The organism is Acidaminococcus hominis, assembly GCF_900291475.1.
In the GTDB taxonomy this organism is placed as follows: Bacteria; Bacillota; Negativicutes; order Acidaminococcales; family Acidaminococcaceae; genus Acidaminococcus; species Acidaminococcus hominis.
In genome coordinates, this window is record NZ_OLMM01000005.1 from 490,738 (window position 1) to 504,054 (window position 13,317).

A 13,317-nucleotide genomic window follows, 5' to 3' on the forward strand; every position below is an offset into this window, starting at 1 on the left:
GTTAAGAAAGAACTGCTTCCAAGAGATTGCAGTCCTTGTACTTAACGGAAACTATAAAATAGACAACAACAGTTATATTTTGTTGTGCCACTTAGCAATAAGAGAAACAGAATTGAGCTGTTGGTAAATATGAGTGTGCCGTAACACTCGAAATCATTGGGAATTTGTCTTACCCTGTTTTGTATGATTTTATTTTACGGTTAGGCGCTTTTTTCTGTTTTGGTTTCCTGTTGGGCTTCCTGTTCCAGTTTCTCAATGGCCAAAGGGGCGTTCTTTACTTCGTCCGGAATGACGACTTCTTTTCCCTGGTCGTAGAACAGCTGGATATCCAGGCTGGAGGTGGAGCTGTCAATCAGGCTCTGAATCATTTCCTTTTTCCGGTCATCCAGGTTCTTTTCCTTGGACACGGTTTCCAGAACGCTTTGGCCCAGGGAGTGGACCAGGGGCGTAAAGTTAAAGGAAATCCGGTTGTAGCGGGTCTTTTCCTTATCGATGGACACGTTGTAGCTGAAGTCCTTCATACTGGCCAGGGCCTTGCGCATTTGTTCGTGCTGTTTTTTCAAGGTCTTGGCCCAAAGGCTGTCGGAATTGTCACCAAAAAGCCGCTCGTTGTCCAGGGTAATCTTGATCAGCTGTTCCATTTCCGAATCCTGGAGTACTTGGACGGAACGCACCATTTTTTCAAAATCGGGCAGCATTTCTTCCTGTTTTTTGGCTTTTTGCAGGGTTTTCTGATCCAGTACTTGGACGGTTTTGGTCCAGCCTTTGCCGCTGTTGAAGTATTGGGTCACCTGCTTATCATCTTTGGACGCATAGAAAGAAAAAGGAATCTTTTTGCTGCCTACCCCGGCCAGGGGAACCACTTCTGCCGTGCCCTTGCCTTCCAGGATGTATTGGGGTTCGGCGGCTTTTTTGTCAGCCTGTTCCTGCTGCTGGACCATCCGGCCGTTTAGGGTCATGGTCCCCATCCCCAGCGGAGAAAAGATATTGCTGTGGATCTGGTATTGGATATATTTTTCCTGGTTGGTGTTTTTCTGGGCTTGGACCACTTCTTTTAACGCTGCCTGGTCCACTTTGGCGGCCTGGGCCGGAACCAGGGGAGAGAACAGGAAGCAGAGGGCTGCGGCCAGTCCTAAAACGCGTACGTTCTTAAAAAATGTCATAATAATCCTCCTTTGGCATATCTGACAATTACAGCATATAAGGATAGAATTACACATTGGAAGCAAAAAGTCAAATCCAGTTGCCCTAAATGGCAAATAAACTGAGAAAAGAATGGAAATATGGTATAATGAAACAAACGCTAAGAGAAATTTATTCTTAATTAATAGAACCCCATCTATAGATGGGAGGGAGGCTGATTTTTATGAAAATGCCCGTAATTTTTTCCGGTCACGGCAGTCCCATGGTGGCCCTGGAACATAATGCCATTACCCAGGAAATGAACCGGGTGGGGCAGGACGTATTGGCCAACTTTGGCAAGCCCAAGGCCATCCTGGCCATTTCTGCCCACTGGTTCACGCCAGGCACGTATATCCAGACGGCGGCGGAGCCCGACCAGATTTACGATATGTACGGTTTCCCCGATGCTCTGTACCAGGTAAAATACCCGGTGAAAGGCTATTTGCCCCTGTCCCAGGCCGTGGAGCAGCTTTTGGGAGAGAAAGTTTCCGTAAATGATGACTGGGGCATTGATCATGGCACCTGGGTGGTGCTGAAACATATGTTTTCCCAGGCGGATATTCCCGTGGTTCAGCTGTCCGTGGCCCAGGGCAGTACGAAAGAGGCCTATGCCCTAGGGCAAAAGCTGGCACCTCTTAGGGAACAGGGCTATTTGCTTTTTGCCAGCGGCAACGTGGTCCACAACCTGAGACGGGTGGAATGGGATAATCCCGGCGGCTCTCCTATGGCCCTGCGGTTTTCCCAGTACATTGCGGAGGCGGTGCTGAGCCGCCAGGACGAAAAGGTGCTCCACTATAAGCAGGCCCAGGACGCCGCCTATGCAGTACCCACCCTGGACCATTTTATGCCCCTGGTATACGCTTTGGGCGCTTCCCAGGGAGAGAAACCTCAGCTGTACAACCATTTGTGCAATATGGGGTCCATGGATATGACCGGCTATACCTTTGGTCTGGAAAAACCGGAAGCCTAGAAACCCAGCAAAATGGTGTGCTATAATAAAGCTGATTGCAGCAGGACCTGCGGTTTTCCCTGGGTCCTGCGTTTTCCTAAAGGAGGCTAATCCTATGAATAATGAAGTGTTGGAATCCATCCAGCTGCGCCGCAGCATCCGCAGCTATCGTCCAGATCCGGTACCCAAGGAGCTTTTGGAAGCGGTCATCAAGGCAGGCCTGTATGCTCCCAGCGGCAAAGGGTCTCAGGAAACCATCATCCTGGCCATTACCAATCCTGCTATGGTGAAACGGCTGTCCAAACTCAACTGCGAAATCGGCGGCTGGAAGCCGGATTTTGATCCTTTCTACGGGGCTCCGGCGGTTTTGGTGGTCCTGGCCAAGAAAGACCGTCCTACCCGGGTTTACGATGGCTCCCTGGTGATGGGAAACCTGATGCTGGCCGCCCATTCCGTAGGCTTGGGCAGCTGCTGGATCCACCGGGCCAAGGAAGAATTTGAACGGCCGGAAGGCAAGGCTCTGCTAAAATCCCTGGGCGTAGAAGGGGAATACGAAGGCATTGGCCATTGCATTTTGGGCTATGTGGACGGGGATATTCCTGTTGCCGCCCAGCGCAAGGAAAAACGGGTCTATATTTTGTCCTGATAAAAAAGCTCTGCACGTCCGGAAATTGCGGACGGCAGGGCTTTTTTCTTGGTTCAGGCTTTGGGCAGGAATACCACCGAGGGCGCAAGCTTCTGGTAATGGCTTTCCAGCATGGCCTTGTGGGACAGGAAACGGGCATCGTCAAAATACTTGGCCTTTTGGGGGCAGTACACCACGCAGGCCTGGCATTTGATGCAGATGCCGGGAACTTCATCAGTATTTTCCGGATTGATGGAGCCCATGGGGCAGACCTTGGCACAGATGCCGCAGTGGTCGCATTTTGCGCTGTCCGTCAGGGGTTTGGCTTTAAGGAATTTGGCGGGCTGTCCGTCTTCGCCCAGGGGAATGTAGTAGGGCGCTACGGGCTTTTCGTCCCCCAGGGTTACGGGCTTTAGGGGTTTGCCGCTTTTTAGGACTTCGGCGGCAGCCTGGGCAAGGGCTGCAAAAGCTTCCTTGTCCTGGGCGGTGGGGTGCTCTCCGCCAATTTGGGCAAAGGCATGGGGAGCAGCAAAAGCACCGGCTCCCAGCACCACAAAGCCATGGTCCTGGAGCTCATTGCGCAGTTCCGTCAGGGAACTGTCGTAGTTCCGGTTGCCGTAGGTTACCAGGGCAAGGGCCGGCGTACCCTTGCCTTCAAACAGGGTTTCAACAAAGGGCAGGGCTTTGTTGGGTACCCGTCCGGCGTAGGTAGGTGTACCAAAAACCACCAGGGTATCAGGGCCGTATTGGCGTTTTTCTTTTTGGCCAGCCGGCAGGGTAAAATCCTCGTGGTTAACGGGCAAGCCCAGCTTTTCGCCCAGGGTTTTGCCCAGCTGCTCCACCAGGGTCCGGGTTTGGCCGGTGGGACTGAAAACAACCGTTGTAATCTGTGTAAGCAAAATTATTCCTCCCCTAATCTAAAAACGACCTGAATTTTCACTCTTTTTGTATCATACCGCATTAACGGCCAATTGGCCATACTCTTTTTTTCTAGAGTGTTTGCACCGGGTAGCGGAATTTACTATAATAAAAGAGATTCGTACCTGACTTGGAGAGGGCGTGGAAAGAATGAGTGAGCTTGTGATTCGCGATGCAGCCTTAACGGATGCACCTGCTTTATGGAGCATTTATAAACCCTATGTGGAAAAAACGGTGATTACCTTTGAGACGGAAGTTCCCACGGTGGAAGAATTTGGCCGCCGGATCCAAAAGGTCCAGGAGCGGTATCCTTACCTGGTGGCTCTTTTGGAGGGACGCCCGGTGGGGTACGCCTATGGTCACCCGTTTGTGGGCCGGGCTGCCTACGATTGGGCGGCGGAACTGAGCATCTACGTAGCTGAAAACCTGCGCCATGCCGGAGTGGGGGGACAACTGTACGCAGCTCTGACAGACGCCCTGAAAAAGATGGGGGTGCTGAACCTGTACGCCTGTATTGGGGTACCGGACCAGGAAGACGAGTACCTGAACTTCAACAGTGCCCAATTCCACGCTCACCTGGGTTTTAAGGAAATCGGAACGTTTCATGCCTGCGGCTACAAATTTAACCGCTGGTACAACATGATTTGGATGGGAAAGACCATTGGGGAACATCTGGCCAAGCAGCCGCCGATTATTCCCTATCCCCAGCTGAGAAAAGGGTAAGGGAAACCAGGGCCTGGGAGTGGGGCCGGAAAGGAAGTCAGCAGCCATGGAACAAGAAGTGGTTTTGATTACCGGAGCCAGCAGCGGCATCGGCCGGGAAACGGCCATATTGCTGGCCAAGACCGGACATATTGTTTATGGGGCGGGACGGCGGATTGATAAGCTGGAAAGCCTGTCCGCCTTTGGGGTGATTCCCCTGTACATGGATATTACCAAGGAATACACCTGCGAAAATGCCATCAAGCGGATTTGGCAGGAACAGGGTTCCCTGGATATTCTCATCAACAATGCCGGCTACGGCTCCTACGGGGCCATTGAAGACGTGCCTCTAAGTGAGGCCCGGCAGCAGCTGGAAGTAAATGTGTTTGGGGCCATGCGGCTGGTCCAATACGTGCTGCCCATTTTCCGCCACCAGCATCGGGGCAGGATTGTTATGATTTCTTCCATTGCCGGCCGGGTGACGGGACCCTTTGGGGGCTGGTACCATGCCAGCAAGTATGCCCTGGAAGCCCTTACGGACGCCCTGCGCATGGAAACCAGCGGCACGGGCATCAAGGTGGTGCTGGTGGAGCCGGGCCTGGTAAAAACCGATTGGGGGCATATTGCGGCGGACCACCTGGAGTCTGTTTCCCAGGGAGGCCCCTATGCCCGGCTGGCAGCCCACGTGGCGGCGGGGATGCACAAGCTGTACAAAAGCCGCTGGTGCAGTCCTCCCGCGGAAGTAGCCAAGGTGGTCTTTCTGGCCGCCAACGCAGCCCAGCCCCAAAGCCGGTATCTGGCTGGCCGGGGTGCTTATCTGATTTTGTTCCTCCACGCTATTTTGCCCACCTCGCTGTTTGACGCCCTGGCCCGCCGGGTCATGAAAAAACTGTAAGAAGGTGAACCTATGGATGTAATTCGCTTGGGCAATCTGCAGCTTTCCCTGTTTCTCATGATCCTGATTGGCCTGGTGCTGATGAAACGGGGCATTATTGACGAAAGCGGCAAGCGCTGCCTGACGGATTTGTGCGTGAATGTGATTATTCCCTGCAACATCATCAAGTCCTGTTTGTTCCCCTTCAAGGGCAACCTGTTTGTAACCTGCGGCACCATTTTGCTGTGCGGGGCACTGCTGCAGCTTGCCTTTATGGTGCTGAACCAGTTCCTGTTCAACCGTTATCCGCCAGCCCGGAAAAAGGTGCTGCAATACGGCACCCTGGTGTCCAACAGCGGCTTTTTGGGCTACCCGGTGGCGGAAGGGGTGTACGGGACCCTGGGGCTGTTCTACGCCTCGGTCTTTCTCATTCCGCTGCGTATGGTCATGTGGTCCGTGGGGACTTCCTATTTCATGCAGCAGCCGAATCTGAGCCGCAGTGCCACGCTGAAAAAGGTGCTGACCCACCCCTGCCTGGTGGCCGTGTACCTTGGCATTGCCATTATGGTGACCCAGGTGAAGCTTCCGGGCTTTTTCACTATGACAGTGACCTACATCGGGAACTGCAATGCGGCCATTACCATGTTTCTTATTGGCACCATTTTGGCAGATGTGCCTTTCCGGACCATCTTTAACCGGGACAGCTTTCTCTACAGCCTGCTGCGGCTGCTGCTTTTGCCCGCCCTGGCGCTGGGTATCAGCCGGCTGCTGCACCTGGATCCTGTGGCCACGGGGATTGCCGTGCTGATGACCGGTATGCCGGCGGGGGCTACCACGGCTATTTTTGCCGCCCGCTACAGCAGTGATGCGCCCTTTGCTACCCAGCTGACCATTCTGTCCACCCTGCTGTCCATGCTGACCATCTTCTTCTGGTGCTACATTCTGCCTCAGCCTTAAAAAAACGGATGCCGTAAGGGCATCCGTCAAAATACTTCTTGGTCGATTCCTGTGGGAATCGGCTTTTTTTTTAGGGGCTATTCCACCCGCTGGACAAACTGCTGGACCGCCCGGGTGTACGCTTCCGGGTCCTCCGGCATTTCCATGGCGTGGGCTACCCCCTGGAACAGGACCAGCTGTTTATCTTTGCTGGTGCACTGGTCCGCCAGCTTCTGGGCAATGTCCGGGGGAATCAGGGTATCCGCGCTACCGTGGAGAAACAGTACCGGAGTGTCCATGTGGGCCACCTGGGAAAGGGGATCCAGGTCGGACATCCATTTGTGGGTATGGTAGTAAAGGGCCAGCTGGAAGAAGGGGTTCAGGGCGTCCATGCCCAGCACGTAATGGTCATCTTCCGTGTACTTGTATAGTTTTTCCTTGCCCAACTCCAACAGGTTTCCGTAGGAACTGTCGGCCACATAAAATTTCATTTCATGGCCCTGGGGACTGGCGGCGTAAAGCAGGGACATCCCGGCCCCCAGGGAAATGCCGTGGAAACCAATCTGTACCTGGGGGTCCCGGCTGCGCAGGAAGGCCACCCAGCCGTCCATATCCTCAATATCGTGGACACCCCAATCCGTATGGGTGCCATCACTTTCCCCATGGCCTCTCAGGTCCGGCATCAGCACGTTGTAGCCCAGGTTACGGTAAATGGAGGCGTAGCCCAGGCACATGGTCCGGTTCTGGAACAGGCCGTGGAGCAAGATGACTGCCCGGTGGCTCTGGGGATCGTTTTCTATATAGGTGCCCCGGAGCTTGGTGCCGTCCTTGGAGGTAATGACCACCTGCTCCCAGCCGTAGCGGGCTTCGGCCCGGTGGACCTGGTCCAGGTCATCCCGGTGGTTTTCCATCCCCAGAATCTTGTCCCAGGGGGCGCTAAAAAGCTGGTTATAGGCCGTATTTCCGGCGTACAGCCCGGCTCCCAAAAGGAGCAGCAGGCAAAGATAGATTACATAACGGATAAAATCCCAAATAAAACGCATGGCGCTGCCATCCCTGAATATACCGATACGATTTTGCCATGTGCACGGACTTTTTTTACCACTCTGCCGCAGTTATTTGACCATCCTTCCGGAAGTATTTGCCACCCTGCTCAATAACTCTCATACTGAAGATAGCACACGGTTCTCGTGTGACTTTAGTATAAGGGGGTCCTCATATGACGGATTACCGAAAGATTCTTATGCTGCGAAGCAAGGGGTGCACTCAACGCGGGATAGCTTTAACCAAAGTTGCTTCTCGCCCAACCATCAGTGCAGTCTACAAGGCTGCAGACCAACAAGGCATTAGCTGGCCGCTGGATTCCAGCATCACTAATGCTGAATTGGAAACAATATTATTCCCAAGAAAGAGCATGACCAAAGTTTTTTATGTTGAACCAGACTATCCCTACATCCATCGGGAACTAGCAAAATCTGGTGTAACGATGACGCTTCTATGGGAAGAATATTGCAGACAGTGCTACGAGACTGGCAAAACGCCTTATATGAGTACACAATTTGCAGAGAAATACCGAAAATGGGCTCGGGTAACCAAAGCTACCATGCGTATTCAGCATAAACCTGGCGATGCCATGCAGGTCGACTGGGCTGGGGATACTCTTCCCGTATATGACCCGGTAACCGGCAGTACAAGCCCAGCGTATCTCTTTATTGCCACCTTGCCGTGCAGTTATTATACCTATGCAGAAGCCTGCGACGATATGAAAACTGAGAACTGGCTGAACTGCCATATCCACGCCTTCAAGTTTTATGGTGGTGTTCCTCGGCTTCTAATTCCTGACAATTGCAAAACTGCAACCACGTCTAATACTAAGTATGAAACAATCCTAAACCACAGTTACCAGGAATTGGCTGAACATTATGGTACGGCAATTGTACCAGCCCGTGTGCGCAGGCCTAAGGATAAAAGCTCCGCAGAAGCTTCTGTGCGTTTTGCTGAAACCTGGATTCTTGCTGCCTTACGTTCAAGGAAATTCTTTTCCCTTCATGAAATGAATGAGGCTATTGCGGAAAAACTTAAAGAAATGAACGACCGCCCCTTTAAGCAGATGGCAGGCTCCCGCTACAGTGCCTATATGGAAGAAGAAAAGCAATATATGCTTCCTCTGCCACCTACAGATTTTGAGGCTGCTGTTTGGTCGGTAGCCAAAGTTCCCAATGATTATCTTATTTCAGATGGCAAGAACAAATATTCAGTCCCTTACAACTTGATTGGCGAAAAGGTAGACATTCGGGTGACAAAGACTACTGTAGAAGTATTCTTCCACGGCAGCCGTGTTGCCAGCCACCGTCGTTTGCGGACCGTCCAGAGAGATCCGCTGGTAAACCTAGAGCACATGCCCCTTGCACACCAAAGGTACCTGACCTACAATACGGATGATTTCACTCGTTGGGCAACGACTGTTGGTCCCATGACAGAAAAGACTGTGCAGTATTTCCTTACCAGCGGAAAGGCCCCAGAACAGGGCTACAAAGCCTGCTCCAGCCTTAGGAAATTGGAAGAACGTTACGGGAAAGTACGGCTTGAAAACGCTTGTGGACGTATTTTCGCCTACAAGGCCACTCCGTCCGTCCGTAACGTCAGCAGCATTTTAAAAAATGACCAAGATAAACCTGTTAAAAACGCTCCGCAGAAAAAGCCAGCCGCAGCAAACAACTACGGAATTACACGCGGTGCCTCGTATTTCAGTAAGGATAGAGGTGGCCGCCAATGATAGACCAGGAAACCGTAGAGATGCTTAGGAAGATGAGAATGACCGCTATGGCGGATGAATTATCCCACCAATTACAAGACTCAACCTTTAATGAGCTTGGCTTTGAGGAACGATTAGGACTGATGGTGACTGCCGAATGGAACCGACGCCAAACGAATACAGTACAGCGACTCATTAAGAATGCAAATTTTTCTGCCCCAGCTGCCGCAGTAGAAGAAATTGAGTACTACGAAGATAGAAAGTTGGATAAAGCACAGATTTTACGCCTATCCAGCTGCAAATTTGTAGACGAGGGACACCATATTATTCTGGAAGGAGCTTCTGGCAATGGTAAAACCTACATTGCCTGTGCTCTTGGTAACGCTGCCTGCCGACGATTCAAGAAAGTACGATATATTCGTATGCCAGAATTGCTGGATGAGTTGAATATTGCCCGAAGCGGCGGTGAATTAAAGAAATGCCTGTCCAATTACAAAAAGGTTGATTTGCTCATTTTGGATGAATGGCTTATACGCCCCCTAACACCGCAGGAAAGTTATGATCTATTAGAAATTGTAGAAACTCGTTGCCAACGTTCTATGATTTTCTGCACCCAGTACAGCACAGATGGCTGGTATACCAGGATTGATTCGAACCCCGAATCTGCAAGCCCTGTGTCTGATGCTATTATGGACCGCATTATCCATAACTCATACGTAATTATGGTTGAAGGCCGTATCTCAATGAGAGAACGGTATGGCCTGAAAGCAACTCAAAGCTAAAGCTTATCTATACTTTAAAGAAAACTAAATAACCAGCTCTGCCGGCTCAACCATCCGGCAGAGCTTTTGGCTGAATCTCTTAATGGCCTACTAGTGCGGTGGGGTGGTAAAAGAATTCCGAGAAGGTGGTAAAAAAAGTCCGTGCAGACGGTAAACTTACACCGATTTATGCAATCANGCCGGCTCAACCATCCGGCAGAGCTTTTGGCTGAATCTCTTAATGGCCTACTAGTGCGGTGGGGTGGTAAAAGAATTCCGAGAAGGTGGTAAAAAAAGTCCGTGCAGACGGTAAACTTACACCGATTTATGCAATCCCCACTTTCACTAAACCTCTATGAATAACAATCATAGAAACTTTTCGTTAGGAATGCAACGAGAAAATTTGACGAAACCGTGAAAAATTATGAAATCCCTCTCTGGGGGATAGGAAATTTATTATAAAACCATTATTATGTAAAAAGGAGAAAAAAGTCAACTCTTGTAATTTTATAGTTTAGGGCTATGATAACAATGGGAGAATTTATTTTTTAGAAAGGAGGTTTGCGCCATGCTTTTCAAGGAACGGACCAAAAGTCTGTTTGCAGATGCGCTGACCCGACTGTTGGAAAACAAAAGCCTAGACAAGATACGGGTGTTGGATATGGCTAAAGAATGCGGCGCAACGCCTCAAACGTTTTACTATCATTTTCATGATAAGTACGAACTGTTAGCCTGGATGTTTTTACGGGACTTCATGGGCTTTATGGGGCTCTCCCGCATTACACTGTCTGCCCAGCGCCTCACGGCGATGATGCAGGAATTGGAAGAGAAACGCGGCTTTTACCAAAAAGCGCTGCCGGAGGAATTGATTCCCCAGGTGTATCCCTATGTGGCTGCTTTTATGGAACAGGTGACAGAAAAAGCGCTGACCCAGCAAAAAGGAGCAGAAGCTTCGCTGGAGGAACGCTTGGACATCCGCTACCATATTTATGGCACCATTGGGTTATTGGCCGATTGGATCCATGGGCGGATTCCTCTGTCCGCAGCTGAACTGCAGCAGGTTTTTACGGCCCATACGCCGGCAGAGCTGCAGGCTGCATTGGACAACACGGTTTATTTTCCCGGGGATCTTGCGTTAAACAAAAGTAAAAATAAGAAGGAAATCGAAGGGAAACGGGGAAATAAATAGTAGAGCATGTTGTGCGTAAGTTATGTACAAGAGTACATAGACAACCAAGGGTTTAGCCGCTTCCTATGAGGCCAAGCGGAAAATCCGAAGCTCCTTTGCATGGATTTATAGCCAAACGAGGAGGGTTATTATGGAATTTACGAAAACAGTTCTCACGAAGATTGTCCAGGAAACCAGTGATACCTATAGCTTTATCATGGACGTGCCCGCAGGTTTTACCTGGAAGGCCGGCCAGCATGTAGCCTGGCAGATTCCTGGTTTTCAGCTGGATCCGGAAGACCGGAATACCCGTGTCTTCACCATTGCTTCTGCTCCGGAAGATGGGTATCTGATGTTTACCACCCGGATTGCAGAACCCCATACCAGCCTGAAAGAAGTGCTGCTGCACCAGATCAAACCGGGGGCAGAAATTGGTGTTGCCAAACCCATGGGCAAATTTGCCCTGGATACAGAGCACTACAAGGAAACCCTGATTTTGGCCGGGGGCATTGGGGTAACGCCCATTCGTTCCCTGCTGCGGCACTATATGGAACAGCCGGTAAACGGGCACAAGATTACCCTTTTGTATTCCGATGACCGGGGCGAATTTGCCTACGGGGATTTCTGGAAGGAATTGGAAAAACGGGTACCGGGGCTGGACCTGAAATTGATCTCTGTGCGGGATGAATTTACTGACGGCACCGATGCCTATGCCAAAGCTCAGGGCAATGCTGCAGAGTACCTGGTAGCCGGGTCTCCGGGCATGAACAAAGCCTTTACGGAACGCCTGGAAAAACTGGGCGTAGCTGCAGAAAATATCAAGACCGATGTGTTCATGGGCTACAAAGACTAACACCATGTGCTGTGCGTATGAAACTGCATAATTGATAGGTATTATACATATGCCAAAACCTGAACTACAATAGAGATGCCAAAGGCATCTCTATTTGTTTATGCCTAGGGGATGCTGAGAAATACAAGTTTGTGGGGGAGTGAGCAGGGTGAACAAACAAATGCAAAAAATTGCCGGACTGGTGCTTACGGTTTTGGTGGTGGGAGGCCTGGCCTGGGGGATTCGGGCTTACCAGCAGAAGCCGGCGGAAACCTCTGGCAGCGGGGCAGCGCCCAGTACCCAGGCACAGGACGGACTGGTGCTGATTCCCCAGGGAACGTTTACCATGGGCAGCCCGGACAGTGAACGCCAGCGGGAAAAGGACGAAACCGCCCATGAGGTTTCCGTAAGTGCCTTTTATTTGTCCCCTACGGAAGTGACCCAGGAGCAGTACCAGCAGGTCATGGGGGAGAATCCCAGCCATTTTCAGGGCCAACAGCTTCCTGTGGAGAACGTGACCTGGTATCAGGCCGTGGAGTTCTGCAACAAGCTGAGCAGCCAGAAAGGCCTGACGCCGGCCTATCAGGTAAACGGAAATACGGTAACCTGGGACCGGAGTGCGGATGGGTACCGGCTGCCTACGGAAGCGGAATGGGAATATGCCGCCCGGGCAGGAACCCATTCCATCTACTATTTTGGGAATCAGATTAACAGTGATCAAGCCAATTTTGAAGGGGACTATCCCTACCTAATCGAAGAAAACTACGTGGTGCAAAGGGACCCCAAGGTGGTGCCTTCCGCCAACCGGGGCAAAACTATTCCGGTGGATCAGTTGCCGGCCAATGCATTTGGTCTGCACAATATGCTGGGCAACGTATCCGAATGGGTTTTTGATTACTATGGACCCTATGGGACTTCGCCGCAAAAGGACCCGGCAGGGGCGGAAAAAGGGTCGCTTCGGGTTAACCGGGGCGGGGGCTACAACGATTTTGGCAAGCACCTGCGGGCAGCCTACCGCTCGGCCACGAATCCCCTTGACCATGACCAGAACCTGGGCTTTCGCATCTGCCGCAACGCCCAGCCGGGAAAAGGCCTGGTAAAAACCACGGCCAGTCTGCAGCCGGCTATGCCCGCCCAGCCCCGGGTGCTGATTGCCTATTTCTCCTATTCGGGCAATACCCGGAAGGCGGCCCAGCTGCTGCAGGAAAAGACTGGGGCGGACCTGTATGCCATTACCATGGCCCAGCCCTATACAGGAGATATCTACGAGGCTTCCCAAAAGGATCTGATGCAGAACGTGCACCCGGCTTTGGCAGGGGCCATGCCGGATCTGTCCCGCTACGATGTGATTCTCTTGGGCTATCCCACCTGGTGGGCCACCATGCCCATGCCGGTGTTTACCTTCCTGGAAAGCGGGGACTTTAGCGGTAAGCTGCTGTTTTCCTTCAGCTCCCACGGGGGTAACCGGTTTGGGGACAGTGTGTCCGACCTGGCCAAGGAGATTCCCCAGACTTATGTGGGACGGCCCTTTGAATTCCATTATTCCGGGGGCAGCAGCCTGTCCCAGGAACTGTCTGCCTGGCTGGCCCAGTGCGGCCTAAAGGAGAAGTGAAAC

13 protein-coding genes are annotated in these 13,317 nt (G+C 51.6%); 10 read left to right on the plus strand and 3 right to left on the minus strand.

Going from position 1 to position 13,317, the window contains the following annotated elements:
- Window positions 1-200: 200 nt before the first annotated feature.
- On the minus strand, window positions 201-1,163 hold the full coding sequence (locus C7E10_RS08695; RefSeq protein WP_105326910.1) for a hypothetical protein: 963 nt from the start codon (window positions 1,161-1,163) through the stop codon (window positions 201-203).
- 203 nt (window positions 1,164-1,366) lie between these two features.
- Between C7E10_RS08695 and C7E10_RS08700 the strand changes: the two genes are divergently transcribed.
- The gene (locus C7E10_RS08700) at window positions 1,367-2,152 is read left to right on the plus strand and encodes a dioxygenase family protein (protein ID WP_105326911.1); all 786 of its coding nucleotides are present in this window, start codon (window positions 1,367-1,369) and stop codon (window positions 2,150-2,152) included.
- Window positions 2,153-2,246: 94 nt separating this feature from the next.
- Entirely contained in the window at window positions 2,247-2,777 is a 531-nt protein-coding gene (locus C7E10_RS08705; RefSeq protein WP_105326912.1) for a nitroreductase, read from the plus strand.
- Between the two features lie 53 nt (window positions 2,778-2,830).
- Here C7E10_RS08705 and C7E10_RS08710 read toward each other — a convergent pair whose 3' ends face one another.
- Window positions 2,831-3,655, minus strand: a complete 825-nt coding sequence (locus tag C7E10_RS08710; protein WP_105326913.1) for an EFR1 family ferrodoxin — start codon at window positions 3,653-3,655, stop codon at window positions 2,831-2,833.
- Between the two features lie 169 nt (window positions 3,656-3,824).
- Here C7E10_RS08710 and C7E10_RS08715 point away from each other — a divergent pair, with 169 nt between their 5' ends.
- Genes C7E10_RS08715 through C7E10_RS08725 form a run of 3 tightly spaced genes read left to right on the plus strand, consistent with a single transcriptional unit; the run spans window position 3,825 to window position 6,207 of the window.
- Window positions 3,825-4,397, plus strand: coding sequence for a GNAT family N-acetyltransferase (locus C7E10_RS08715; RefSeq protein ID WP_105326914.1), 573 nt, complete (start codon window positions 3,825-3,827; stop codon window positions 4,395-4,397).
- Between the two features lie 46 nt (window positions 4,398-4,443).
- On the plus strand, window positions 4,444-5,271 hold the full coding sequence (locus C7E10_RS08720) for an oxidoreductase (protein WP_105326915.1): 828 nt from the start codon (window positions 4,444-4,446) through the stop codon (window positions 5,269-5,271).
- Window positions 5,272-5,283: 12 nt separating this feature from the next.
- Complete coding sequence (locus C7E10_RS08725) at window positions 5,284-6,207, plus strand: AEC family transporter (RefSeq protein WP_105326916.1); 924 nt, start codon at window positions 5,284-5,286, stop codon at window positions 6,205-6,207.
- 77 nt (window positions 6,208-6,284) lie between these two features.
- On the opposite strand, the gene C7E10_RS08730 is transcribed toward C7E10_RS08725, so the two are convergent.
- On the minus strand, window positions 6,285-7,229 hold the full coding sequence (locus C7E10_RS08730; RefSeq protein WP_105326917.1) for an alpha/beta hydrolase: 945 nt from the start codon (window positions 7,227-7,229) through the stop codon (window positions 6,285-6,287).
- A gap of 176 nt (window positions 7,230-7,405) precedes the next feature.
- On the opposite strand from C7E10_RS08730, the gene istA reads away from it, so the two are divergent.
- From istA to C7E10_RS08755, 5 genes are all read left to right on the plus strand, one after another.
- Entirely contained in the window at window positions 7,406-8,962 is a 1,557-nt protein-coding gene (gene istA, locus C7E10_RS08735) for an IS21 family transposase (RefSeq protein ID WP_105326918.1), read from the plus strand.
- Window positions 8,959-9,723, plus strand: a complete 765-nt coding sequence (locus tag C7E10_RS08740) for an ATP-binding protein (RefSeq protein WP_105326919.1) — start codon at window positions 8,959-8,961, stop codon at window positions 9,721-9,723. Before istA ends, C7E10_RS08740 begins: the two co-directional genes overlap by 4 nt.
- A gap of 547 nt (window positions 9,724-10,270) precedes the next feature.
- Complete coding sequence (locus tag C7E10_RS08745; protein ID WP_105326920.1) at window positions 10,271-10,891, plus strand: TetR family transcriptional regulator; 621 nt, start codon at window positions 10,271-10,273, stop codon at window positions 10,889-10,891.
- Window positions 10,892-11,021: 130 nt separating this feature from the next.
- On the plus strand, window positions 11,022-11,723 hold the full coding sequence (locus C7E10_RS08750; RefSeq protein ID WP_105326921.1) for a ferredoxin--NADP reductase: 702 nt from the start codon (window positions 11,022-11,024) through the stop codon (window positions 11,721-11,723).
- 148 nt (window positions 11,724-11,871) lie between these two features.
- Window positions 11,872-13,314, plus strand: coding sequence for a flavodoxin (locus C7E10_RS08755; RefSeq protein ID WP_199614578.1), 1,443 nt, complete (start codon window positions 11,872-11,874; stop codon window positions 13,312-13,314).
- Window positions 13,315-13,317: the final 3 nt, after the last annotated feature.